The organism is Burkholderia sp. AW33-5 (assembly GCF_053427615.1).
On the sequence record NZ_JBSAXA010000002.1, the window covers coordinates 252,163 to 275,624 of the forward strand.

At 67.6% G+C, this 23,462-nt stretch carries 18 protein-coding genes; 12 read left to right on the plus strand and 6 right to left on the minus strand.

The features are described from left to right. Positions 1-63: 63 nt before the first annotated feature. From ACV22V_RS04660 to dapC, 3 genes are read right to left on the minus strand one after another with little or no spacing between them, the layout of a single operon-like run. Complete coding sequence (locus ACV22V_RS04660; RefSeq protein ID WP_044847939.1) at positions 64-432, minus strand: ArsC family reductase; 369 nt, start codon at positions 430-432, stop codon at positions 64-66. After that, the gene (gene dapD, locus ACV22V_RS04665) at positions 432-1,259 is read right to left on the minus strand and encodes a 2,3,4,5-tetrahydropyridine-2,6-dicarboxylate N-succinyltransferase (RefSeq protein WP_006478479.1); all 828 of its coding nucleotides are present in this window, start codon (positions 1,257-1,259) and stop codon (positions 432-434) included. The genes ACV22V_RS04660 and dapD overlap by 1 nt, the downstream gene beginning before the upstream one ends. Before the next feature lie 45 nt (positions 1,260-1,304). Then, positions 1,305-2,537 (minus strand): succinyldiaminopimelate transaminase, encoded by a 1,233-nt coding sequence (dapC, locus tag ACV22V_RS04670; protein WP_448013147.1) that lies wholly within the window; start codon positions 2,535-2,537, stop codon positions 1,305-1,307. A 159-nt stretch (positions 2,538-2,696) separates the two neighbouring features. Between dapC and ACV22V_RS04675 the strand changes: the two genes are divergently transcribed. The 5 genes from ACV22V_RS04675 (at position 2,697) to def (ending at position 11,450) form a co-directional block, all read left to right on the plus strand. Then, positions 2,697-3,638 carry a DMT family transporter gene (locus tag ACV22V_RS04675; protein ID WP_448013148.1) on the plus strand — a complete coding sequence of 314 codons (942 nt, stop codon included), beginning with the start codon at positions 2,697-2,699 and terminating at the stop codon, positions 3,636-3,638. A 139-nt stretch (positions 3,639-3,777) separates the two neighbouring features. Beyond that, positions 3,778-7,290 carry a chromosome segregation protein SMC gene (smc, locus tag ACV22V_RS04680; RefSeq protein ID WP_448013149.1) on the plus strand — a complete coding sequence of 1,171 codons (3,513 nt, stop codon included), beginning with the start codon at positions 3,778-3,780 and terminating at the stop codon, positions 7,288-7,290. Positions 7,291-7,375: 85 nt separating this feature from the next. After that, on the plus strand, positions 7,376-8,671 hold the full coding sequence (locus tag ACV22V_RS04685) for a cell division protein ZipA C-terminal FtsZ-binding domain-containing protein (protein ID WP_059529311.1): 1,296 nt from the start codon (positions 7,376-7,378) through the stop codon (positions 8,669-8,671). Between the two features lie 173 nt (positions 8,672-8,844). Continuing rightward, positions 8,845-10,920 (plus strand): NAD-dependent DNA ligase LigA, encoded by a 2,076-nt coding sequence (gene ligA / locus ACV22V_RS04690; protein ID WP_059529314.1) that lies wholly within the window; start codon positions 8,845-8,847, stop codon positions 10,918-10,920. After that, a complete protein-coding gene (gene def / locus ACV22V_RS04695; protein ID WP_059511077.1) occupies positions 10,917-11,450 on the plus strand; it encodes a peptide deformylase in 534 nt (177 codons plus the stop codon). The genes ligA and def overlap by 4 nt, the downstream gene beginning before the upstream one ends. A gap of 97 nt (positions 11,451-11,547) precedes the next feature. On the opposite strand, the gene ACV22V_RS04700 is transcribed toward def, so the two are convergent. Genes ACV22V_RS04700 through map form a run of 3 tightly spaced genes read right to left on the minus strand, consistent with a single transcriptional unit; the run spans position 11,548 to position 16,890 of the window. Continuing rightward, positions 11,548-13,431 (minus strand): pseudouridine synthase, encoded by a 1,884-nt coding sequence (locus tag ACV22V_RS04700; RefSeq protein ID WP_448013150.1) that lies wholly within the window; start codon positions 13,429-13,431, stop codon positions 11,548-11,550. 16 nt (positions 13,432-13,447) lie between these two features. After that, the gene (locus tag ACV22V_RS04705) at positions 13,448-16,024 is read right to left on the minus strand and encodes a [protein-PII] uridylyltransferase (RefSeq protein WP_059529317.1); all 2,577 of its coding nucleotides are present in this window, start codon (positions 16,022-16,024) and stop codon (positions 13,448-13,450) included. A gap of 50 nt (positions 16,025-16,074) precedes the next feature. Next, positions 16,075-16,890, minus strand: a complete 816-nt coding sequence (gene map, locus ACV22V_RS04710) for a type I methionyl aminopeptidase (protein ID WP_012328760.1) — start codon at positions 16,888-16,890, stop codon at positions 16,075-16,077. Between the two features lie 388 nt (positions 16,891-17,278). Between map and rpsB the strand changes: the two genes are divergently transcribed. From rpsB to ACV22V_RS04745, 7 genes are all read left to right on the plus strand, one after another. Then, complete coding sequence (gene rpsB / locus ACV22V_RS04715; RefSeq protein ID WP_006483818.1) at positions 17,279-18,019, plus strand: 30S ribosomal protein S2; 741 nt, start codon at positions 17,279-17,281, stop codon at positions 18,017-18,019. Positions 18,020-18,181: 162 nt separating this feature from the next. Further along, the gene (gene tsf / locus ACV22V_RS04720; protein WP_448013151.1) at positions 18,182-19,063 is read left to right on the plus strand and encodes a translation elongation factor Ts; all 882 of its coding nucleotides are present in this window, start codon (positions 18,182-18,184) and stop codon (positions 19,061-19,063) included. 158 nt (positions 19,064-19,221) lie between these two features. Then, positions 19,222-19,935, plus strand: coding sequence for a UMP kinase (gene pyrH / locus ACV22V_RS04725; RefSeq protein WP_011885142.1), 714 nt, complete (start codon positions 19,222-19,224; stop codon positions 19,933-19,935). Between the two features lie 102 nt (positions 19,936-20,037). Next, positions 20,038-20,598: a ribosome recycling factor gene (gene frr / locus ACV22V_RS04730; RefSeq protein WP_006752152.1), complete on the plus strand. Its 561-nt coding sequence runs from the start codon at positions 20,038-20,040 to the stop codon at positions 20,596-20,598. Positions 20,599-20,647: 49 nt separating this feature from the next. Beyond that, a complete protein-coding gene (gene uppS, locus ACV22V_RS04735) occupies positions 20,648-21,430 on the plus strand; it encodes a polyprenyl diphosphate synthase (RefSeq protein ID WP_006758563.1) in 783 nt (260 codons plus the stop codon). Next, entirely contained in the window at positions 21,424-22,245 is an 822-nt protein-coding gene (locus tag ACV22V_RS04740; RefSeq protein WP_448013152.1) for a phosphatidate cytidylyltransferase, read from the plus strand. The genes uppS and ACV22V_RS04740 overlap by 7 nt, the downstream gene beginning before the upstream one ends. A 15-nt stretch (positions 22,246-22,260) precedes the next feature. Further along, positions 22,261-23,457, plus strand: coding sequence for a 1-deoxy-D-xylulose-5-phosphate reductoisomerase (locus ACV22V_RS04745; RefSeq protein ID WP_059529323.1), 1,197 nt, complete (start codon positions 22,261-22,263; stop codon positions 23,455-23,457). Positions 23,458-23,462: the final 5 nt, after the last annotated feature.

Sequence of the window (23,462 nt, forward strand, 5' to 3'; positions counted from 1 at the left end):
TGCCGGCGCGGTGGCCGGCAGCGATGGGGCGTCGTGCGCGGCGCGTGCGCAGCGCGGGCGGCCCTAGGCGGCAAACAGCGCCGCGTACTGATCGGCCACGAAACCGAGCGATTTCACGCGGCCGTTGACGACGAGCACGGGGCGCTTGATGACCGACGGCTTGTGGATCATCAGCGCGACCGCGCCGGACTTCGTTTCCGCGGCCGCCTTCATGGCGTCGTCCAGGCCGCGCCACGTCGTGCCGCGCTTGTTCACGAGCGCGTCGAGCGACACGTCCTTCAGCCAGTCCTCGACGAGCGGTGCGCTGACGCCGAGCTTCTTGAAGTCGTGAAACTCGAACTCGACGCCGTGATCGTCGAGCCACACGCGGGCCTTCTTCACGGTGTCGCAGTTCGGAATGCCGTAGACGACCACGGTGCGCGGCTTGGCCATCAGTCGCCTCGCAGCAGCTCGTTCAGGCCGACCTTCGCGCGGGTCTTCGCGTCGACCTTCTTCACGATCACCGCGCAGTACAGGCTGTGCGAGCCGTCCTTCGACGGCAGGTTGCCGGCGACGACGACCGAGCCGGCCGGGATGCGGCCGTAGCTGACTTCACCCGTTTCGCGATCGTAGATCTTCGTGCTCTGGCCGAGGTACACGCCCATCGAGATCACCGAGTTCTCCTCGACGATCACGCCTTCGACGACTTCCGAGCGCGCGCCGATGAAGCAGTTGTCTTCGATGATGACGGGGTTCGCCTGCAGCGGCTCGAGCACGCCGCCGATGCCGACGCCGCCCGACAGGTGCACGTTCTTGCCGATCTGCGCGCACGAGCCGACCGTGGCCCACGTGTCGACCATCGTGCCTTCGTCGACGTACGCGCCGATGTTGGTGTACGACGGCATCAGCACGACGTTCTTCGCGATGAACGAGCCGCGGCGCGCGATGGCCGGCGGCACGACGCGGAAGCCGCCCGCGGCGAAGTCTTCGGCCGTGTAGTTCGCGAACTTCGACGGCACCTTGTCGTAGAACTGCGAGTAGCCGCCGGCCGGCATCGGTGCGTTGTCCTCCAGGCGGAACGACAGCAGCACGGCCTTCTTCAGCCACTGGTGCACGGTCCAGTTGCCGTCGATCTTCTCGGCGACGCGCAGTGCACCCTTGTCGAGTTGCTCGATCGCATGAGCGACGGCTTCGCGGACGTCGGCGGGCGCGGCCTTCGGCGACAGCTCGGCGCGGTTTTCCCAGGCGGTATCGATGATTTGCTGAAGTTGTTGCGACATGTTCGTTTTCGCAGGAGATGAATGGAATTGATCGGGATGGACGTCTTACCGCGCGAGAGCCCGGCAGAAATCGACGATGCGTTGCGCGCCCTCGACGCATTCGGGGGTGCCCGCGACGAGCGCGATCCGGATGAAATCGCGGCCCGGATTCGTGCCGTGCGCATCGCGCGCCAGATACGAGCCGGGCAGAACCGTCACATTATAGTCGGCGTACAGGCGGCGGGCGAACTCGGTATCCGACAGGCCGGTGCGCGCGACATTGGCCCACAGGTAGAACGCGGCGTCGGGCAGCTTCACGTCGATCACGTCGGCCAGCATCGGCGTGACCGTGCTGAACTTCTGCAGGTACAGCGCGCGGTTCTCGCGCACGTGCGCCTCGTCGTTCCACGCGGCGATGCTCGCGTGCTGCCAGACCGGCGACAGCGCGGCGCCGTGGTACGTGCGGTAGAGCAGGAATTTCTTCAGCAGCGCGGCGTCGCCGGCGACGAAGCCCGAGCGCATGCCCGGCACGTTCGAGCGCTTCGACAGGCTCGACAGCATCACGAGCCGCTCGAAGCCGCGACCGAGGCGGTGCGCGGCCTCGAGGCCGCCGAGCGGCGGTGCCGCTTCGTCGAAGTAGATCTCCGAATAGCACTCGTCGGATGCGATCACGAAGCCGTGGCGGTCGGACAGCGCGAACAGCTCGCGCCAGTCGTCGAGCGTCAGCACGGCGCCCGTCGGGTTGCCCGGCGAGCACACGTACAGCAGCTGGGTGCGCGCCCAGACTTCATCGGGCACGGCCGCGTAGTCGCACGCGAAGTTGCGCGCCGGGTCGCTGTTCGCGAAATAGGGTTCGGCACCGGCCAGGAGCGCCGCGCCTTCGTAAATTTGATAGAACGGATTCGGACAGAGTACGATCGCTTTCTTGCCGTCCGCGGTCGGGCGCGCGTCGATCACCGTCTGCGCGAGCGAGAACAGCGCCTCGCGCGACCCCGACACGGGCAGTACCTGCGTGGCCGGGTCGATCGCCGGCAGCCCGTAGCGGCGCTCCAGCCAGTGCGCGATCGACGTGCGCAGCGCGTCCGAGCCGGCCGTGGCCGGATATGACGCGAGGCCGTCGAGCGAAGCCACCACGGCGTCGCGGATCAGCGCCGGAGTCGGGTGCTTGGGCTCGCCGATGCCGAAGCTGATCGGTTTCAGGCCGGCGGAGGGCGTCACGTCCTTGAACAGGGCGCGCAGCTTTTCGAAGGGATAGGGCTGGAGCGAGTCGAGTCGAGGGTTCACGGGCGAAGCGGCCATCGCGGCCGGTTGGAGCGAAAGGGGCGGCGCGGGTGCCGCACGGCTGCGAGCGGGCGCCGACGGCGCGCGGGTCGCAACGGACGATTATAGCGTGATGCAATGCGGTCACGGCCCGCCGGAACGGCGGCCGGGCCGGTCGAATAAAGGGTATCGAACCAAATGAACAACGCGGTACGCGGCAGCCTGCCGACGCTGGCCATCCTGATCGGCGCGTCGGTATGGGGCCTGATCTGGTATCCGCTGCGGATCCTCGCGTCGCTCGGGCTCACCGGCACGCTGGCGAGCGCGCTGACGAGCGCCGTTGCGTTCCTGTTCGTGGTGGTCGTGCGGCACCGCACGATCGCCACGCTGCGCTGGCACTGGGTGCTGCCGGGCATCGCGATCACGGCGGGCGTGACGAACCTGGGCTTCGTGTGGGGCACGATCCACGGCGAAGTGCTGCGCGTGATGCTGCTGTTCTATCTGACGCCTGCCTGGACCGCGATCTACGCGCATTTCCTGCTGCGCGAGCGGCTGACCTGGGCCGGCGTGGGGCTTGCGGCGCTGTCGATCGGCGGCGCGATGCTGATGCTGTGGTCGCCGAAGCTCGGCATGCCGCTGCCGGCCAATCCGGCGGAATGGGCGGGGCTCGCGGCCGGCCTGAGTTTCGCGATGAGCAACGTGCTCGTGATCAAGGCGAGCCGCGAGCTGCCGGACATGCGCGCCGAAATGCGCACGGCGACGCTGTTCGGCGGCGCGGCGGTCTTCGGCGCGATCGCATCGCTGTTCGAGGGGCTGCCGGCCGCGCCGGCGGGCGGCCAGCTCGGCGTCGCCGTGCTGATCGTCGCCGCGATCGGCGTGACGATGGCGGCGAACAACCTGCTCGTGCAATATGGCCTCGCGCGCGTGCCGGCGAACCGCGCGTCGATCATCATGCTGTTTGAGATCGTGATCACCGCGCTGTCCGCGTGGGTGTTCGCGAACGAACTGCCGACGGCGCGCGAATGGGCGGGCGGCGCATGCATCGTGCTGGCGACGCTGCTGTCGAGCCGGGTCCATCGTGCCGCGCCGGCATCGGGCAAACCCGGCGACGGGCGGGACGGCGCACGCGCGATGGTATGATGGAAGCCGTTTGCGGGGCCCAACGCTGGATGCGCGCGGCCCCGCTTTTGAATTCCGGGGCGCATCGCGCGCACGGGCCGTCCGGCCCCGCGCGTCGCGGCCCCGTCCGTTTCACACCTTCTTCACATCCGATACCGCCGTGCGTCTGAGCTCGATCAAACTCGCTGGCTTCAAATCCTTTGTCGATCCCACGCATTTCCAGGTTCCGGGCCAGCTTGTCGGCGTGGTGGGCCCGAACGGGTGCGGCAAGTCCAACATCATCGATGCCGTGCGCTGGGTGCTCGGCGAGTCGCGCGCGTCCGAGCTGCGCGGCGAGTCGATGCAGGACGTGATCTTCAACGGCTCGACCGCACGCAAGCCCGGCAGCCGGGCCAGCGTCGAGCTGATCTTCGACAACTCCGACGGCCGCGCGGCCGGGCAGTGGGGCCAGTACGGCGAGATCGCCGTGAAGCGCGTGCTGACGCGCGACGGCACGTCGAGCTACTACATCAACAACCTGCCGGCGCGCCGCCGCGACATCCAGGACATCTTCCTCGGCACGGGCCTCGGCCCGCGCGCGTACGCGATCATCGGCCAGGGCATGATCGCGCGGATCATCGAGGCGAAGCCGGAAGAGCTGCGCGTGTTCCTCGAGGAAGCCGCGGGCGTGTCGAAGTACAAGGAGCGCCGCCGCGAAACGGAAAACCGCCTGCACGACACGCGCGAGAACCTGACGCGCGTCGAGGACATCGTCCGCGAGCTCGGCGCGAACCTCGAGAAGCTCGAGGCGCAGGCCGTCGTCGCGACCAAATACAAGGAACTCGTCGCCGACGGCGAGGAGAAGCAGCGCCTGTTGTGGCTGCTGCGCAAGAACGAGGCCGCGAGCGAGCAGCAGAAGCAGCAGCGCGCGATCGAGCAGGCGCAGATCGACCTCGAGGCGCAGACGGCAAAGCTGCGCGAGGTCGAGTCGCAGCTCGAGACGTTGCGGGTCGCGCATTATTCGGCGAGCGACGCGATGCAGGGCGCGCAGGGGGCGCTCTACGAGGCGAACGCCGAAGTGAGCCGCCTCGAGGCCGAGATCAAGTTCATCGTCGAATCGCGCAATCGCGTGCAGGCGCAGATCGCCGCGCTGAACGCGCAGCGCGAGCAATGGCGTGCGCAGGCCGAGAAGGCGCAGGACGAGCTCGAGGAAGCGGAAGAAGCGCGGGCGATGGCCGACGAGAAGGCCGCGCTCGCTGAAGACAACGCGGCTGCGAAGCACGACGCGCTCCCGGCGCTCGAGGCGAAATGGCGCGATGCGCAGGCGCAGCTCAACGACGAACGCGCGCGGATCGCGCAGACCGAACAGTCGTTGAAGCTCGAGGCCGCGCACCAGCGCAATGCCGACCAGCAGCTCCAGCAGCTTCAGCAGCGCCACGAACGCCTGAAGTCCGAGGCGGGCGGGCTCGACGCACCGGACGAAGCGCAGCTCGAGGAGTTGCGCATGCAGCTCGCCGAGCAGGAAGAGATCCTCGCCGAAGCCCAGGCACGCCTCACCGATGCGCAGGACGCGCTGCCGCGCCTCGACGGCGAACGCCGTGCCGCGCAGGAGCGCGTACAGGCCGAAAGCGCGCAGATCCACCAGCTCGAGGCGCGGCTCGCCGCGCTCAAGCAGCTGCAGGAGAACGTGCAGACCGAAGGCAAGATTCAGCCGTGGCTCGACAAGCACGAGCTCGGCGCGCTGCCGCGTCTCTGGAAGAAGCTGCACGTCGAGGCGGGCTGGGAAGCGGCGCTCGAGGCCGTGCTGCGCGAGCGTCTGGCTGCGCTCGAAGTGTCGAATCTCGACTGGGTGAAGGCGTTCGCGACCGACGCGCCGCCCGCGAAGCTCGCGTTCTACGCGCCGCCCGCGGCCGGTGAACCGCCGGCCGCCGCGGCCGGGCTGCGCCCGGTGCTGTCGCTCGTACGCATCGACGATGCGGGCATCCGTGCGGTGCTGAACGACTGGCTCGGCAACGTGTACGTCGCCGACGACGTCGCGCAGGCGCTCGCGACGCGCGCGCAACTGCCGGCAGGCGGCGCGTTCGTCGTCAAGGCCGGCCACATCGTCACGCGTGTCGGCGTGCAGCTGTACGCGGCCGATTCGGAGCAGGCCGGGATGCTGGCCCGCCAGCAGGAAATCGAGAACCTGACGCGCCAGGTGCGCGCGCAGGCGCTGCTCGCCGACGAGGCCCGCACCGCCGCCGTGCGGGCGGAGGCCGCGCACACGCAGGCCACGCAGGCGCTCGGCGACGTGCGCGCGCAGGCCGAGCGCGCGACGCAGCGCGTGCACGCACTGCAGATGGACGTGCTGAAGCTCGCGCAGGCGCATGAGCGCTACACGCAGCGCAGCACGCAGATCCGCGAGGAGCTCGAGGAAATCGGCGCGCAGATCGACGAGCAGCGCGCGCTGCGCGCGGAATCGGAAGCGAACTTCGAGCGTTTCGACGGCGAACTCGCCGAACTGCAGGCGTGCTTCGAGGACAACCAGCTCGCATTCGAGGCGCTCGACGAATCGCTGACGCAGGCGCGCCAGGAAGCGCGCGACCTCGAGCGCGGCGCGAACGACGCACGCTTCGCCGCGCGCAACGCGGTCACGCGGATCGACGAGCTCAAGCGCAGCATCCAGGTCGCGCACGAGCAGAGCGAGCGCGTCGCCGCGTCGCTGGAAGACGCGCGCGCCGAACTCGAAACGATCAACGAGCAGACCGCGCACACGGGCCTGCAGGACGCGCTCGAAATTCGCGCGGTGAAGGAAGAGGCGTTGCAGGCCGCGCGGATCGAGCTCGACGACCTGACGGCAAAGCTGCGCGCTTCGGACGAGCAGCGTCTCGTCGCCGAGCGTTCGCTGCAGCCGTTGCGCGACCGCATCACCGAGCTGCAGCTGAAGGAGCAGGCCGCGCGCCTGTCCGTCGAGCAGTTTGCCGAGCAGCTCGCGGCGGCCGAGGTCGACGAGCAAGCGCTGCGCGAGAAGCTGACGCCGGACCTGAAACCGTCGTACCTGCAGGGCGAGGTCACGCGCCTGAACAACGCGATCAACGCGCTGGGTCCGGTCAACATGGCCGCGCTCGACGAGCTGAAGGCCGCGAGCGAGCGCAAGGTGTTCCTCGATGCGCAGTCGGCCGACCTGACCGACGCGATCACGACGCTCGAGGATGCGATCCACAAGATCGACCAGGAAACCCGCACGCTGCTGCAGGGCACGTTCGACGAGGTCAACCGTCACTTCAGCGACCTGTTCCCGCGCCTGTTCGGCGGCGGCCAGGCGAAGCTGATCATGACGGGCGACGAGATCCTCGACGCGGGCGTGCAGGTGATGGCGCAGCCGCCGGGCAAGAAGAACGCGACCATTCACCTGCTGTCGGGCGGCGAAAAGGCGCTGACCGCCACCGCGCTGGTGTTCGCGATGTTCCAGCTGAACCCGGCGCCGTTCTGTCTGCTCGACGAGGTCGACGCGCCGCTCGACGACGCGAACACCGAGCGTTTCGCGAATCTCGTGCGCGCGATGTCCGACAAGACGCAGTTCCTCTTCATCTCGCACAACAAGATCGCGATGGAGATGGCGCAGCAACTGATCGGCGTGACGATGCAGGAGCAGGGCGTGTCGCGGATCGTTGCGGTGGACATGGAAACCGCCGCGGGTTTTGCCCAGAATTGACGTTTGACGAAACCGGACCGCGTTCGCGCGGCGCATGGGCGCCCGTTCGCGAGTCCGACGAACAAGAATTGCTGATGGAGCGTGCATGGACGAGTTGACACTCGGATTGATCGGCGCGGGCGCCGTCGTGGTGGGCGGCGTCGTGGTCTACAACGCGTGGCAGGGCGCGAAGGTGCGGCGCAGGATGCCGCGCCCGATGCCGGAAGAGACGGCCGAGGCGATGAATCGCCCCGAGCGCGACGAAGAGCTGCCGTTCATCGAGCCGGTGCGCCAGCCCGTGCGCCGCGAATCCGCGGCGCCGGCACCGGCAGCCGCTGCCGCGAGCGCATCGGCCGACGCCGCGCGCGTCGAGCCGACCTTCGGTGGCGTGGCGCCTGCCGACACGCCGGCCGACCTGCAGGCCGAGGCCACCGGCGTCGACGCGCCGTCGGCGTCGGCCGAGTCGGCCGAGCAGGCCGTCGACGAAGGTGCGGTCGCCGCCACGCAGGAAGCACCGGCCGCGGATGCATCGAACGAACCGGCTGAACCCGTGCTGCCCGCCGCGACGACGATTTCGTCGGCGCCGCCCGCGATCGTCGATCGCCGGATCGACTGCATCGTGCCGATTCGCCTCGGCGCGCCGCTGCCGGGCGACAAGATCCTGCCGGTCGCGCAGCGGCTGCGCCGCGCGGGCAGCAAGCCCGTGCATATCGAGGGCAAGCCGGAAGGCGGCCAGTGGGAACTGCTGCAGAACGGCGTGCGCTATGAAGAGCTGCGTGCCGCCGCCCAGCTCGCGAACCGCAGCGGCGCGCTGAACGAACTCGAATTTTCCGAATTCGTGACGGGCGTCCAGCAGTTCGCCGACGCGATCGACGGCGCACCGGAATTCCCGGACATGATGGAGACGGTCGCGATGGCGCGCGAACTCGACGGCTTTGCCGCGCAGTGCGACGCGCAGTTGTCGATCAACGTGATGTCGGACGGCGCGCCGTGGTCGGCGAACTACGTGCAGGCCGTCGCTTCCCAGGACGGGCTGCTGCTGTCGCGCGACGGCACGCGCTTCGTGAAGCTCGATGCGAAGCAGAACCCCGTGTTCATGCTGCAGTTCGGCGACACGAACTTCCTGCGCGACGACCTGACCTACAAGGGCGGCAACATGATCACGCTGGTGCTCGACGTGCCGGTCGCCGAAGAGGACATCCTGCCGTTCCGGCTGATGTGCGACTACGCGAAGTCGCTGTCCGAGCGGATCGGTGCGCGGGTCGTCGACGATTCGCGCCGGCCGCTGCCGGAATCGACGCTGGTGGCGATCGACCAGCAACTCATGAAGCTGTACGCGAAGCTCGAGGAAGCGGGCATCCCGGCCGGTTCGCCGGTCACGCGCCGCCTCTTCAGCCAGTAACGCGTTTCACGGGCGACGGCCTGCGGTGCCGTCGCCCGTTGTCGTTGCAGCGCCGCAAACACATCGTCCGTGTGCACTGCAACGCGCCTGCGCGGCACGCATCGCGTGCCCCCGCCGCGGCGTCAAACTGAGATAATCGAACATCCGATTTTTCAGAGCGAATTGCCGCCAGCATGGCCCGAACCCAAGCCGAACCGCCAGCCAGCCACCCCGACGCGCGTGCCGCTTGGCTGCGCGATCAACTCGAGCGGGCGAATTACGCCTATTACGTGCTCGACCAGCCGGATCTGCCCGACGCCGAATACGACCGGCTCTTCGGCGAGCTGCAACAGCTCGAAACCGATCATCCCGAGCTCGTGACGCCCGATTCGCCGACGCAGCGCGTCGGCGGCGAAGTGGCGAGCGGTTTCACGCCGGTCGTCCATGACGCGCCGATGCTGTCGCTGAACAACGGCTTCGCCGACGAGGACATCGCCGCGTTCGACAAGCGCGTCGCCGATGCGCTCGGCAAGACGACCGATCTTGCCGGCTCGGTGACGGATCCCGTCGAATACGCATGCGAGCTGAAGTTCGACGGGCTTGCGATCTCGCTGCGCTACGAGCACGGCGTGTTCGTGCAGGCATCGACGCGCGGCGACGGCACGACCGGCGAGGACGTGACGGAGAACGTCCGCACGATCCGCTCGATCCCGCTGAAGCTGAAGGGCGCGCACGTGCCCGCCGTGCTCGACGTGCGCGGCGAGGTGCTGATGTTCAAGCGCGATTTCGCACGCCTGAACGAACGCCAGCGCGCGGCCGAGCAGCGCGAATTCGCGAATCCGCGCAATGCGGCGGCCGGCAGCCTGCGCCAGCTCGACCCGAAGATCACCGCGCAGCGTCCGTTGTCGTTCTTCTCGTACGGGATCGGCGTGCTCGACGGGATGCCGATGCCGGACACGCACAGCGCGCTGCTCGACTGGTACGAGTCGCTCGGCCTGCCGGTGAACCGCGAACGCGCGGTCGTGCTCGGCGCCGACGGCCTGCTCGGTTTCTTCCGCAAGGTCGGCGAGAAGCGCGAATCGCTGCCGTACGATATCGACGGCGTCGTGTACAAGGTCAACCGGCGCGACGAGCAGGACCGCCTCGGCTTCGTGTCGCGCGCGCCGCGCTTCGCGCTCGCGCACAAGTTCCCCGCGCAGGAAGCATTGACGAAGCTCGTCGCGATCGACGTGCAGGTCGGCCGCACGGGCGCGATCACGCCGGTCGCGCGGCTCGAGCCGGTGTTCGTCGGCGGCGCGACGGTAACCAACGCAACGCTGCACAACGAGGACGAAGTGCGCCGCAAGGACATCCGGATCGGCGATACCGTGATCGTGCGGCGCGCGGGCGACGTGATTCCCGAAGTCGTCGGCGCGCTGCTCGATCGCCGGCCGGCCGATGCGGCCGAGTTCGTGATGCCGACCGAGTGCCCGGTATGCGGCTCGAAGATCGAGCGCCTGCCCGACGAGGCGATCGCGCGCTGCACGGGCGGCCTGTTTTGCCCGGCGCAGCGCAAGCAGGCGCTGTGGCACTTCGCGCAGCGCCGCGCGCTCGACATCGATGGGCTCGGCGAGAAGATCATCGATCAGCTCGTCGAGCTGAACCTCGTGCGCACGCCGGCCGACCTGTTCAATCTCGGTTTCGCGACGCTCGCGGAACTCGACCGGTTCGCCGAGAAGTCCGCACAGAATCTGCTCGACTCGCTCGAAAAGGCGAAGCACACGACCCTCGCGCGCTTCATCTACGGGCTCGGGATCCGCCATGTCGGCGAATCGACCGCGAAGGATCTCGCGAAGCATTTCGGGTCGCTGACGCCGATCATGGACGCGTCGATCGAGGAACTGCTCGAAGTGAACGACGTCGGTCCGATCGTGGCCGAGTCGCTGCACCAGTTCTTCGCGGAAGAGCACAACCGCACGGTGATCGAGCAGTTGCGCGCGCCCGGCAAGGTCACGTGGCCCGAAGGCCCGCCCGCGCCGAAGGCGCCGCAGGGCGTGCTCGCCGGCAAGACGGTCGTGCTGACGGGCACGCTGCCGACGCTCACGCGCGACGCGGCGAAGGAGATGCTCGAAGCGGCGGGCGCGAAAGTCGCGGGCTCGGTATCGAAGAAGACGGATTACGTGGTCGCGGGCGCTGACGCCGGCAGCAAGCTCGCGAAGGCCGAGGAACTCGGCATCCCCGTGCTGGACGAAGACGGACTGCACCAACTCCTGGAGGGCAACACGCCATGATTCGCGAGATCCTGAAGATGGGCGATCCGCGCCTGCTCGAAGTCGCCAAGCCGGTCGAGCGGTTCGATACCCCCGAACTGCACGAGATCGTCGCGGACATGTTCGAGACGATGCATCACGCGAACGGTGCGGGGCTTGCCGCGCCGCAAATCGGCGTCGGTCTGCAGATCATCATCTTCGGCTTCGGCAGCAACAACCGTTATCCGGACGCACCGCCCGTGCCCGAGACGGTGCTGATCAACCCGAAGCTCGAGTACATGCCGCCGGACATGGAGGAGGGCTGGGAGGGCTGCCTGTCGGTGCCGGGCATGCGCGGCGTCGTCAGCCGCTATGCGAAGGTGCGCTACAGCGGCTTCGATCAGTTCGGCGCGAAGCTCGACCGCGTCGCCGAAGGCTTCCACGCGCGGGTCGTCCAGCACGAATACGATCACCTGATCGGCAAGCTGTATCCGATGCGGATCACCGACTTCACGCGCTTCGGCTTCACCGAAGTGTTGTTTCCGGGGCTTGATCCGGCCGACGACGACTGACCGTCATGCGGCCGCGCGCGCCGTCGCCGTATCGAAACGCAAAAAGCCCGCTTGCGCGGGCTTTTTGCATTGCGCGGCACGCAGTGCGTGCCCGCCGTCAGAACGACTCGTCAGCCGACAGATAGCGCCATTGCCCTTGCGGCAACGCGCCGAGCATCACGCGGCCCATCCGCACGCGTTTCAGACCGATCACTTCGAGACCGACCAGTTCGCACATGCGGCGGATCTGGCGCTTCTTGCCTTCGCGCAGCACGAAACGCAGCTGTTCGCCGTTCTGCCAGCTCACCATCGCGGGCTTCAGCGGGACGCCGTCGAGCTCGAGACCGTGGCGCAGCTTCGCGAGCGATTCCGCGGGGAAGTGCTGGTCGATGTCGATCAGCCGTTCGCCGAAGCGCACGCGCACCAGATATTCCTTGTCGATGTCCGACTGCTCGCCGATCAGTTGCTTCGCGATCCGGCCGTTCTGCGTCAGCACGAGCAGGCCGGTCGAATCGATGTCGAGCCGCCCGGCCGGCGCGAGCGCATGCAGATGCTGCGGCGAGAAGCGCAGTTGCGAGCGGTCGCCGCTCCACTGGTTCGCGCGCGTGATCAGTACCGATGCCGGCTCGTAGCCGTCTTCCGCCTGACCCGACACGTAGCCGACCGGCTTGTGCAGCAGGATCGTCACCTGCGCGGCCTGCGCGGCGCTCGCGCGTTCGTCGATCTCGATCTTCTGGTCCGGGCGGACCTTGGTGCCGAGCGTGTCGATGCGTTCGCCGTCGACGAGCACCCAGCCCTTTTCGATCCATTCGTCCGCTTCGCGGCGCGAGCACAGGCCGAGTTCGGACATGCGCTTCGACAGGCGCATCAGGCCCGTTTCGTCGCCGTGGTCGACGTCGGCGGCGCGGCGCTTGACCGGTTGCGCGGTCTTCAGCGCGGCGCCGGTCGAGCGGCGTTCGGTGCCGCTACGTTCGTTGTCGCGTGCGGGGCGCGCCGGACGGTCGGACGACGTGCGGCGTTCGCCGAAGCTGCGCTTTTCGCCGTAGCCAGCTGCCTTGTCGCGGTAGGGTGCGCGTGCAGCGCCTTCGGCGCCTGCGCGGCGCGGGCGCGCATCGTCGTCGTTGCGACGGGCCGGGCGGTCGGAGGTCGTACGGCGTTCGCCGAAGCTGCGCTTTTCGCCTGCGCCGGCTGCCTTGTCGCGGTAGGGCGCACGTGCGCCGCCTTCAGCGCCTGCGCGGCGCGGGCGCGTATCGTCGTCGCTGCGGCGAGCCGGGCGGTCGGACGACGTACGGCGTTCGCCGAAGCTGCGCTTTTCGCCTGCGCCGGCTGCCTTGTCGCGGTAGGGCGCACGTGCGCCGCCTTCAGCGCCCGCGCCGCGCGGGCGCGTATCGTCGTCGCTGCGGCGAGCCGGGCGGTCGGATGTTGTGCGGCGTTCGCCGAAGCTGCGCTTTTCGCCTGCGCCGCCTGCCTTGTCGCGGTAGGGCGCACGTGCGCCACCTTCAGCGCTTGCGCGGCGCGGGCGCGTATCGTCGTCGCTGCGGCGAGCCGGGCGGTCGGACGACGTACGGCGTTCGCCGAAGCTGCGCTTTTCGCCTTCACCGGCTGCCTTGTCACGATAGGGCGCACGTGCGCCGCCTTCGGTGCCAGCACGGCGCGGCCGCGCATCGGGCTTGCCGTCGGTGCCGCGATATGGACGGGCGTCGCCGCGTTCGGCGCGGCCGCCAGGCTTCGCGTCACTGCGATAGCCGCGCTCGGCGCCGCCGTCACGCGGCGCGCGCTTCGCCGGAGCGCGTTCCGCACCCGGGCCCTCCGCGCCGCGCGGCTTGAACGCACGCTCGCCGGCGGCGGCCGGTGCGGCGGCCTTCTTCGGGCGCGGCGGCTTGTCGGCCGCGGACGGCGCGGCGGGGCGCACCGCCTTGCGGGCGACGAGGCTGCCGGAGCGGACAGGTGCGCGGGTCGGCGACGCCGGCCGCGGATTCTTGACGGTCAATTTGGTGCGCATAAACGCTGGGATTCATTCAGACTGCGATCGCGCGCAGCAATTCGGTTTCGAGCTGGATCTGCAAGCGGTTGTCGGACAGGCCGGCACCGTCGAGCAGGAAGATGTCCTCGACGCGTTCGCCGAGCGTATTGATCCGCGCCGCGTGGACGCCGACCCGATGCTCGGCCAGGACGCGCGCGATCGAATAGAGAAGGCCCGGCCGGTCGTTGGCGGACACGGACAGGATGTAGTACTGACCGCGCTCGTCGGCCCGGAGGTCGACGCGCGGCGTAATCGGAAACGTCCGGGACAGCCGCGACAGGCGACCCTTGGACGGCTCAGGCAGTGACGCGGTTTCGGCAAGGCGCGTCGCGAGTTGCTGTTCGACGAGATTCGCGATGTCGCGGTAGCGCACGTCGCGTTCGGTCTGCGTGACGATGAAGTTGTCGAGCGCATAGCCGTGCCGCGTCGTGCTGACGCGCGCATCGAGCACCGACAGCCCGTTGCGGTCGAAGTACGCGCAAATGCCCGCGAACAGGTCGGGGCGGTCCTTCACGTACACGAGCACTTGCAGCGCGTCGCCGATCGGCGACGGCCGCGCGCGGACGATCGCGGTTTCGGCGTTCACGTGCCGGTACAGCACGCGCGTCTGCCATGCGATGTCGGCCGCGTCGTGGCGCAGGAAAAAGCCGATGTCGAGCTGATCCCACAGCGCGCGATGCGCGTCGTCGGGCACGGTCTCGAGGCGCAGCAGCGCGAGCGCCTGCTCCTGCCGCGACTTCAGTTCCGAATGCGCGTCGGGATTGGCGCCGCCGAGCACCGCCAGCGTGATCCGGTAGAGGTCTTCGAGAAGCTTGCCCTTCCACGTGTTCCACACCTTCGGGCTCGTGCCGCGGATATCGGCGACGGTCAGCAGGTAGAGCGCGGTGAGGTAGCGTTCGTTGCCGACGACTTCGGCGAAGCGCTTGATGACCTCCGGGTCGCTCGTGTCCTGCTTCTGTGCGACCTGGCTCATCGTCAGGTGATGCTGGACGAGCCACACGATCAGCGCCGCGTCGTCGCCGGCGATCCCGTGCTCGCGGCAGAAACGCCGCGCGTCGGCCATCCCGAGCGTCGAGTGGTCGCCGCCGCGGCCTTTCGCGATGTCGTGGAACAACGCCGCGACATACAGCACCCACGGGCGCTCGAAATTGCCGATCAGCTGGCTGCAGAACGGGTACTCGTGCGCGTGCTCGGCCACCGCGAAGCGGCGAATGTTGCGCAACACCATCAGGATGTGCTGGTCGACCGTGTACACGTGGTAAAGGTCGTGCTGCATCTGGCCGACGATGCGGCGGAAATTCAGCAGATAGCGGCCGAGCACGCTCGTCTGGTTCATCAGCCGGAACGCATGCGTGATGCCTTCGGGCTGCTGCAGGATCTGCATGAACGTGCGGCGGTTCTGCGGATCGCGCCGCCACGTGTCGTTCATGATCTCGCGCGAGTTGTACAGCGCGCGCAGCGTGCGGGCGGACAGACCCTTCACGCCACGGGTCGCCTCGTACAGCAGGAACGCTTCGAGGATCGCGTCCGGATGGCGTTCGAACACGCCGTCGTCGACGATCTCGAGCATGCCCTGCTTCTCGACGAAGCGATCGGGCGACAGCACGCGCGTGATGCCACTCGTCGCGGGAAACAGCTGCGCCTCGATGTTCTGGATCAGGATCGTCGCCAGCTGCGTGACCGCTTTCGCGGCCCAGTAGTAACGGCGCATCAGCTGCTCGCTTGCGCGCTTGGCCTGCGTCGGCTGGTAGCCGAAGCTCTCGGCGGCCTGCGTCTGCAGGTCGAACACGAGCATGTCCTGGCGGCGGCCGGCGATCACGTGCAGCCGCGCGCGCAGCGTCTTCAGGAATCCTTCGTTGCGGCGCAGCTCGCGCGCCTCGCGATCGGTGATGAGGCCGCGCGTGTCGAGCTCGCGCCAGCTGCTGCCGAAGCCGGCCGCGCGCGCGATCCAGAGGATCGTCTGCAGGTCGCGCAACCCGCCCGGGCTTTCCTTCACGTTCGGTTCGAGGCTGTACGGCGTGTCCTGGAACTTCGCGTGGCGCTGGCGCATCTCGAGCACCTTCGCGGTGAAGAATGCGCGCGCGTCGAGCGCCTCGTGATACCGCACGGTGAAGCGCTCGAACAGCGCGGTGCTGCCGACGATGCGGCGCGCCTCGAGCAGCGAGGTCTGCACGGTGACGTCCTGCGATGCTTCCTCGATGCATTGGGCGACCGTGCGCACGCTGCTGCCGATCTCGAGGCCGAGATCCCATGCCATCCCGATGAAGCGCTCGATGCGCGCGTCGAGCGCCGCGTCGTGCGCATCGGGCAGCAGCACGAGGATGTCGACGTCGGAGTAGGGCGCGAGCTCGCCGCGCCCGTAGCCGCCGACGGCGACGAGTGCGAGCGTCGCGGGCAGCCCGCAGTCGTCCCACACGCGCTTGAGCACGTCGTCGGTGAGTTTCGACAGTGCGTGCATCAGCGACGCGACGTTCGTCGCGCTGCGAAAGCGCTCGAGCATGTCAGCCTTGGCGGCCTTGAATTCGGCGCGCCGCGACAGCGCTTCGGGCGAGGGGGCGGCGTGAGCGCTCATGGGCGTGCCGTTCAGGTCAGCAGGTCAGGGGCGGGCTGGCGCGGCGGCGCTCAGACCGCGGCGGCCGGTTGCGCGAACACCGGGCGCGCCGGCGTGCCGGCGGACACGGTCAGCACCTCGTAGCCCGTCTCGGTGACGAGCACCGTGTGCTCCCACTGCGCGGACAGGCTGCGGTCGCGCGTCTTGACCGTCCACTGGTCGGGCATCGTGCGGATATCGCGCTTGCCGGCGTTGATCATCGGCTCGATCGTGAAGATCATCCCGGCCTTCAGCTCGATGCCGGTGCCCGGACGGCCGTAGTGGACGACCTGCGGATCCTCGTGGAACACCGTGCCGATGCCGTGGCCGCAGTATTCGCGCACGACGCTGTAGCCCTGCGCTTCCGCATGCTTCTGGATCGCGTAGCCGATGTCGCCGAGGTGGGCGCCGGGCTTGACCTGGTCGATGCCGAGCCACATGCACTCGTAGGTGGTCTGTACGAGGCGCTTCGCGAGGATCGAGCCCTCGCCGACGATGAACATCCGGCTGGTGTCGCCGAAGTAGCCGTTCTTGATCACGGTGATGTCGATGTTCAGCGCGTCGCCGTTCTTGATCACCTTCTCGCCCGGAATGCCGTGGCAGATCACGTCGTTGACGGAGATGCAGGTGGCCTTCGGGTACGGCGGATAGCCGGGCGGCTGATAATTCAGCGGCGCGGGGATCGTGCCCTGCTCGTTGAGCATGAATTCGTGACAGAGCCGGTCGAGTTCGGCGGTCGTGACGCCCGCGACGACGTGCGGCGTGATGAAGTCGAGCACTTCGCTCGCGAGACGGCAGGCGACGCGCATCTCGGCGATGTCGTGTTCGTTTTTGAGCGTAATAGCCATCGAGGTATGCCTGGAATGCGGTGAATTGACGGATTATCGCACCTTATGGCGGGCCTCGCAGCCCCTGCCGGCGGTGCCGATGCGGGTTTTCGCGGATTGTCCGGCCGACTGCCGCGCGGCAAGCGAAAGTGCCGGGCGACTTGAGAGCCGACAAATCGGCGTGCTATACTCTCTGGCTAAGTCGACATCCAAATGCCGAACATGTCCGTCATCGGGCGGTGCAGGGCGGCATGGCAATGAAAGGCTTGCGGCACGGGCATTTTCGCACGTGCCGAATCGCAAGCCGGCGCAACCAGGGTGCCGGCCGCGCGGAACGAGGGTCCTTCGGGGCGCGTTCGCGCGGCGGTACGGCAGCCGGCTTAAGACCCAACCCTCGTGGAGAATTTACATGGCAGTCACGATGCGCCAAATGCTGGAAGCGGGTGTCCACTTCGGTCACCAGACCCGTTTCTGGAACCCGAAGATGGCTCCGTTCATTTTCGGTCACCGCAACAAGATTCACATCATCAACCTCGAAAAGACGCTGCCGATGTTCACGGACGCACAGAAGTACGTGCGCCAGCTGGCAGCGAACCGCGGCACGATCCTGTTCGTCGGCACGAAGCGTCAGTCGCGTGACACGATCGCCCAGGAAGCGCAGCGCGCGGGCATGCCGTACGTCAACGCACGCTGGCTCGGCGGCATGATGACCAACTTCAAGACGCTGAAGGTTTCGATCAAGCGCCTGAAGGACATGGAAGCGGCAGTCGAGGCAGGCGAGCTCGAGAAGATGAGCAAGAAGGAAGCGCTGCTGTTCGAACGCGAAATCGCCAAGCTGCAGAAGTCGATCGGCGGCGTGAAGGACATGGGCGGCATTCCGGACGCAATCTTCGTCGTCGACGTCGGCTACCACAAGATTGCCGTGACGGAAGCGAACAAGCTGGGCGTGCCGGTCATCGCCGTGGTCGATACGAACCACTCGCCGGAAGGTGTGGATTACGTGATCCCGGGTAACGACGACTCGAGCAAGGCAGTCGCGCTGTACGCCGAAGGCGTGGCCGACGCGATCCTGGAAGGCCGTGCGAACGCGGTCAACGAAGTAGTCCAGGCAGCGCGTGGCGACGACGAGTACGTCGAGGAAAACGCGTAACTGGCCCCGAGCCGGCGCAAAAAGGGGGCTCTCAACAGGCCCCCTTTTTTTAAGCTTGTGCGCCGGACCTGATCGCGCCGAATCGGCGCGGGTCCGGAAACGATTTTCGGCCGTTCGCGTCCAAGCGGGCGGCGTTGTGAATACAGACTCAAGGAGCGAATGATGGCGGCAATTACCGCAAGCATGGTGGCAGAACTGCGCGCAAAGACCGACGCACCGATGATGGAGTGCAAGAAGGCGCTGACGGAAGCCGACGGCGATCTGGCCAAGGCTGAAGAGCTGCTGCGCGTGAAGCTCGGCAACAAAGCGAGCAAGGCGGCATCGCGCGTGACGGCCGAAGGCGTCGTCGCATCGTTCGTCGGCGGCAACGCGGGCGCGCTGGTCGAATTGAACTGCGAAACCGACTTCGTCGCGAAGAACGACGACTTCCTCGCATTCTCGAAGACGGTCGCGGAACTCGTCGCGACGCAAAACCCGGCCGACGTGGCAGCGCTGTCGGCACTGCCGCTCGACGGCTCGACGGTCGACGCAGTGCGTCTGGCCCTGATCGGCAAGATCGGCGAGAACGTGTCGATCCGCCGTTTCGTCCGTTTCGAAACCGCGAACAAGATCGCAACGTACCTGCACGGCGCGCGTATCGGCGTGATCGTCGAGTACACGGGTGCGGAAGAGCAGGTCGGCAAGGACGTCGCGATGCACATCGCCGCGATGAAGCCGGTCGCGCTGTCGTCGGCCGACGTGCCGGCGGAGCTGATCGAGACGGAGCGCCGTGTCGCCGAGCAGAAGGCTGCCGAATCGGGCAAGCCGGCTGAAATCGTCGCGAAGATGGTCGACGGCAGCGTCCAGAAGTACCTGAAGGAAGTGTCGCTGCTGAACCAGACGTTCGTGAAGAACGACAAGCAGACGATCGAGCAGATGCTGAAGGCAGTGAATGCGGCAGTGCAGAAGTTCGCGCTGTTCGTCGTCGGCGAAGGCATCGAGAAGCGCCAGGACGACTTCGCCGCCGAAGTGGCCGCGCAAGTCGCAGCAGCAAAGCAGCAGTAAGCAGTCAGGCAGTATCCGCGGCGGGCGTCCGCTCCGCCGCGGCCCCGGCGGCGCCGCCGGCCGGCCGGGAACCCCCGTCCGACCGTCGGCGCTTGCCCGAATCAGTATTTCGCCCCTACAGTTCGTGGTTGTCATCCTCTCGTCGCTCGGAAGCCCCTATGTCCAATGCCTATAAACGCGTCCTCCTCAAACTCTCCGGCGAAGCGCTGATGGGCGACGATGCCTTCGGCATCAATCGCGCGACGATCGAGCGGATGGTGGCGGATATCGCCGAAGTCGTGGGTCTCGGCACGCAGCTCGCGGTCGTGATCGGCGGCGGTAACATTTTCCGCGGTGTCGCGGGTGGTGCGGCCGGCATGGACCGCGCGACGGCCGACTACATGGGGATGCTGGCGACGATGATGAACGCGCTGGCGCTGCAGGATGCGATGCGCCACGCCGGCATCGTCGCGCGCGTGCAGTCCGCGCTGCGCATGGACCAGGTCGTCGAGCCGTACATCCGGCCCCGCGCGATCCGCCAGCTCGAGGAAGGCAAGGTCGTGATCTTCGCGGCCGGCACGGGTAACCCGTTCTTCACGACGGACACGGCCGCCGCGCTGCGCGGTTCGGAAGTGGGCGCCGAGGTCGTACTGAAGGCGACCAAGGTCGACGGCGTATATTCTGCCGATCCGAAGAAGGATCCGTCGGCCACGCGCTACACGACGATCAGCTTCGACGAGGCGATCAGCCGCAATCTGCAGGTGATGGACGCGACGGCCTTCGCGCTGTGCCGCGACCAGAAGCTGCCGATCCGCGTGTTTTCGATCAACAAGCCCGGCGCGCTCAAGCGTATCGTGCTGGGCGAGGACGAAGGTACGCTCGTCCACGTGTAAACTCCCGCGGATGCGGGCAAGCGGCGTGGGTCGCCGGCCGCGGTGCGTGGCGCGCCGGGCGGGGCCCGCGTTCTTTGAAGGTTGGAAGGTTTGGAGGTTGAAATGAGTGTCGCTGATGTCAAGAAGGGCGTAGAGCAGAAGATGCAGCGCTCGATCGAAGCGTTCAAGAACGATCTGGCGAAGATCCGTACGGGCCGTGCGCATACCGGTCTGCTCGATCACGTGCAGGTCGACTACTACGGTTCGATGGTGCCGATCTCGCAGGTTGCGAACCTGACGCTCGTCGACGCACGCACGATCGGCGTGCAGCCGTGGGAAAAGAACATGGTCGCGAAGGTCGAGAAGGCCATCCGCGAAGCCGATCTCGGCCTGAACCCGGCGACGGCCGGCGACCTGATCCGCGTGCCGATGCCCGCGCTGACGGAAGAGCGCCGCCGCGAGCTGACCAAGGTTGTCAAGAGCGAAGGCGAAACGGCCAAGGTTGCGATCCGTAACCTGCGCCGCGACGCGAACGAAGCGCTCAAGAAGCTCGTGAAGGACAAGGAAATCTCGGAAGACGACGAGCGCCGTGCGAGCGACGACGTGCAGAAGCTGACCGACAAGCACGTTGCCGAAGTCGACAAGCTCGTGCAGAGCAAGGAAGCCGAGATCATGACGGTTTGACGACCGTCCTCGCGCGCCGCCTTCTTCCCGCATTACTGTCTCAACGGCCATGACCTATACCAGCTCTACCGTTCGCGTGCCTGACGTCGGCGCCGTGCCGCGTCATATCGCGATCATCATGGACGGCAACGGCCGTTGGGCGACCGAACGCCGCTTGCCGCGCGTCGCGGGGCACACCCGCGGCGTGGATGCCGTGCGGGCGGTGGTCGAAGGCTGCGCGCGCGCCGGCGTCGAATATCTGACGCTGTTCGCGTTCAGTTCGGAAAACTGGCGCCGGCCGAACGACGAAGTGTCGTTCCTGATGCGGCTGTTCATCACCGCGCTCGAGCGCGAGATCGGCAAGCTGCATGCGAACGGGATCCGCCTGCGGGTGGTGGGCGATCTCGAGCGCTTCGAGCCGCGCATCCGCGAACTGATCCGCCGTGCCGAAACCAAGACGGCGCGCAACACCCGTCTCACCCTGACGATCGCCGCGAACTACGGCGGCCGCTGGGACATCCTGCAGGCGACGAAGAAACTCGTCGAGCAGGCCGTGCGCGAGGGACGCGAGGTCGACGTGACCGAAGACGCGTTCGCGCCGCACCTGGCGATGGCCTATGCGCCGGAGCCCGATCTCTTCATCCGCACCGGCGGAGAGCAACGCGTCAGCAATTTCCTGCTGTGGCAGCTCGCATACGCCGAATTCTATTTCACCGACAAATACTGGCCGGACTTCGACGGCGCGGCGCTGGCCGACGCGATCGCGTCGTATACCGAGCGCGAGCGCCGTTTCGGGCGCACCAGCGCGCAGCTCGAACCCCAATCGCAGAACGCCGATTCCCTTTCATGCTGAAGACCCGTGTGATCACGGCGGTCGTGATGCTGGCAGTGTTGCTGCCGGTGACGCTGTTCGCGCCGCTCGCCGCGTTCGGCGCGCTGATCGGCGTCGTGCTCGTGTTCGCCGCGTGGGAGTGGGCGCGCCTGCTCAAGCTCGGCGCGACCGGCTCGGTCGTCTACGCGATCGTCGCGGCGCTGGCGCTCGCGGCGACCGCGCCGCTCGGCGTCGAAGCCACTTCGTCCCGTCCCCTTTTCATGGCGGCCGGCGTGTTCTGGCTGCTGGTCGGCCCGTTCTCGCTGCGGCGCAAGCCGGAGCTCGCGGGCGGCGTGTGGCGGCCGTTCCTGCTCGCCGCCGGGCTCGTGGTGTTCGCAGCCTGCTGGCATGCGGTCGTCGCGGCGCGCGCGCAGGGCGTTGCGTTCGTGCTGTCGCTGCTTCTGGTCGTCTGGCTGGCCGATATCGGCGCATATTTCGCGGGCAAGGCCTTCGGAAAGCGTAAACTGGCCGTTACGATCAGTCCTGGCAAGAGCTGGGAAGGCGCGATCGGCGGCTGGCTCGTCGTGATGGTCGTCGCGGGTATCGCGATGGCCGCGCACTGGTTCGAGCCGACCCTGTTTTCCGCATTCGCCGCGCGCTACGGGATGCCCGGTGCGTGGGCCGCGCTGACGCTGCTGGTCGTCTACAGCGTGATCGGCGACCTGTTCGAGTCGCTGCTCAAGCGTCAGGCGGGCGTGAAGGATTCGAGCGGCCTGCTGCCCGGTCACGGTGGCGTGCTCGACCGCGTCGACGCGCTGCTGCCGGTGCTGCCGCTCGCAATGCTGCTGCTTGGTTAAACCACTATTTCTGCTATGCAAAAACGTCTGACACTGCTCGGTTCCACGGGCTCGATCGGAGACAGCACGCTCGACGTGGTCGCCCGCCATCCCGAGCGTTTCTCGGTCTACGCGTTGACCGCGCACCGCAACGGCGACAAGCTCGTCGAGCAGTGCCTGCGCTTCGCACCCGAAATCGCGGTGGTCGGCGATGCGAGCACGGCCGCGCACGTCGAGGCGAAATTGCGCGCGGCGGGCAGCAAGACCACGGTGCTGTACGGGCCGCAGGCGCTCGTCGACGTGTCGAAGAGCGATGGCTGCGATACGGTCGTCGCCGCGATCGTCGGCGCGGCCGGCCTCGCGCCGAGCCTCGCGGCCGCGCGCGCCGGCAAGCGCATCCTGCTCGCGAACAAGGAATCGCTCGTGATGTCGGGCGCGATCTTCATGGACGCCGTGCGCGACCATGGCGCGATCCTGCTGCCGGTCGACAGCGAACACAACGCGATCTTCCAGTGCATGCCGCGCGACGAGAACGAGCACGGCGGGATCTCGAAGATCATCCTGACCGCGTCGGGCGGCCCGTTCCGTACGCGTGAGCCGGCCACGCTCGTCGACGTGACGCCGGACGAAGCATGCAAGCACCCGAACTGGGTGATGGGCCGCAAGATTTCCGTCGATTCCGCGACGATGATGAACAAGGGCCTCGAAGTCATCGAGGCGCACTGGATCTTCGGCCTGCCCGGCGACCGGATCGACGTGCTGATCCACCCGCAGAGCGTGATCCATTCGCTCGTGTCGTACCGCGACGGCTCGGTGCTCGCGCAGCTCGGCAACCCCGACATGCGCACGCCGATCGCGCACGCGCTCGCGTTCCCGGAGCGCGTCGACGCCGGTGTCGACCAGCTCGACCTCGCGCAGATCGCGCAGCTGTCGTTCGAGAAGCCCGACTACACGCGCTTCCCGTGCCTCGCGCTCGCGCTGAAGGCGCTTGAGGAGGGCGGTATCGCGAGCGCCGCGTTGAACGCGGCGAACGAAATCGCGGTCGAAGCATTTCTCGAGCGCCGGATCGGCTTCATGGCGATCGCGGCGACGGTCGATGCGGTGCTCAACGCACTGCCGAACCGTAACCCGAACGGGCTCGAAGACGTCCTTGCGGCGGACGCCGAGGCACGCCGCCTCGCCGCCGAGATCATTGCGAAAGCGCCTGCGCCACGCGTGGAGCGCGCTGTCTGAATGAG

Excerpts from the sequence above, each read along its gene's own strand:
- ACV22V_RS04660 (WP_044847939.1), bottom strand. The coding sequence starts at position 432 with ATGGCCAAGCCGCGCACCGTGGTCGTCTACGGCATTCCGAACTGCGAC.
- dapD (WP_006478479.1), bottom strand. The coding sequence starts at position 1,259 with ATGTCGCAACAACTTCAGCAAATCATCGATACCGCCTGGGAAAACCGC.
- dapC (WP_448013147.1), bottom strand. The coding sequence starts at position 2,537 with ATGGCCGCTTCGCCCGTGAACCCTCGACTCGACTCGCTCCAGCCCTAT.
- ACV22V_RS04675 (WP_448013148.1), top strand. The coding sequence starts at position 2,697 with ATGAACAACGCGGTACGCGGCAGCCTGCCGACGCTGGCCATCCTGATC.
- ACV22V_RS04685 (WP_059529311.1), top strand. The coding sequence starts at position 7,376 with ATGGACGAGTTGACACTCGGATTGATCGGCGCGGGCGCCGTCGTGGTG.
- ligA (WP_059529314.1), top strand. The coding sequence starts at position 8,845 with ATGGCCCGAACCCAAGCCGAACCGCCAGCCAGCCACCCCGACGCGCGT.
- def (WP_059511077.1), top strand. The coding sequence starts at position 10,917 with ATGATTCGCGAGATCCTGAAGATGGGCGATCCGCGCCTGCTCGAAGTC.
- ACV22V_RS04700 (WP_448013150.1), bottom strand. The coding sequence starts at position 13,431 with ATGCGCACCAAATTGACCGTCAAGAATCCGCGGCCGGCGTCGCCGACC.
- ACV22V_RS04705 (WP_059529317.1), bottom strand. The coding sequence starts at position 16,024 with ATGAGCGCTCACGCCGCCCCCTCGCCCGAAGCGCTGTCGCGGCGCGCC.
- map (WP_012328760.1), bottom strand. The coding sequence starts at position 16,890 with ATGGCTATTACGCTCAAAAACGAACACGACATCGCCGAGATGCGCGTC.
- rpsB (WP_006483818.1), top strand. The coding sequence starts at position 17,279 with ATGGCAGTCACGATGCGCCAAATGCTGGAAGCGGGTGTCCACTTCGGT.
- tsf (WP_448013151.1), top strand. The coding sequence starts at position 18,182 with ATGGCGGCAATTACCGCAAGCATGGTGGCAGAACTGCGCGCAAAGACC.
- pyrH (WP_011885142.1), top strand. The coding sequence starts at position 19,222 with ATGTCCAATGCCTATAAACGCGTCCTCCTCAAACTCTCCGGCGAAGCG.
- frr (WP_006752152.1), top strand. The coding sequence starts at position 20,038 with ATGAGTGTCGCTGATGTCAAGAAGGGCGTAGAGCAGAAGATGCAGCGC.
- uppS (WP_006758563.1), top strand. The coding sequence starts at position 20,648 with ATGACCTATACCAGCTCTACCGTTCGCGTGCCTGACGTCGGCGCCGTG.
- ACV22V_RS04740 (WP_448013152.1), top strand. The coding sequence starts at position 21,424 with ATGCTGAAGACCCGTGTGATCACGGCGGTCGTGATGCTGGCAGTGTTG.
- ACV22V_RS04745 (WP_059529323.1), top strand. The coding sequence starts at position 22,261 with ATGCAAAAACGTCTGACACTGCTCGGTTCCACGGGCTCGATCGGAGAC.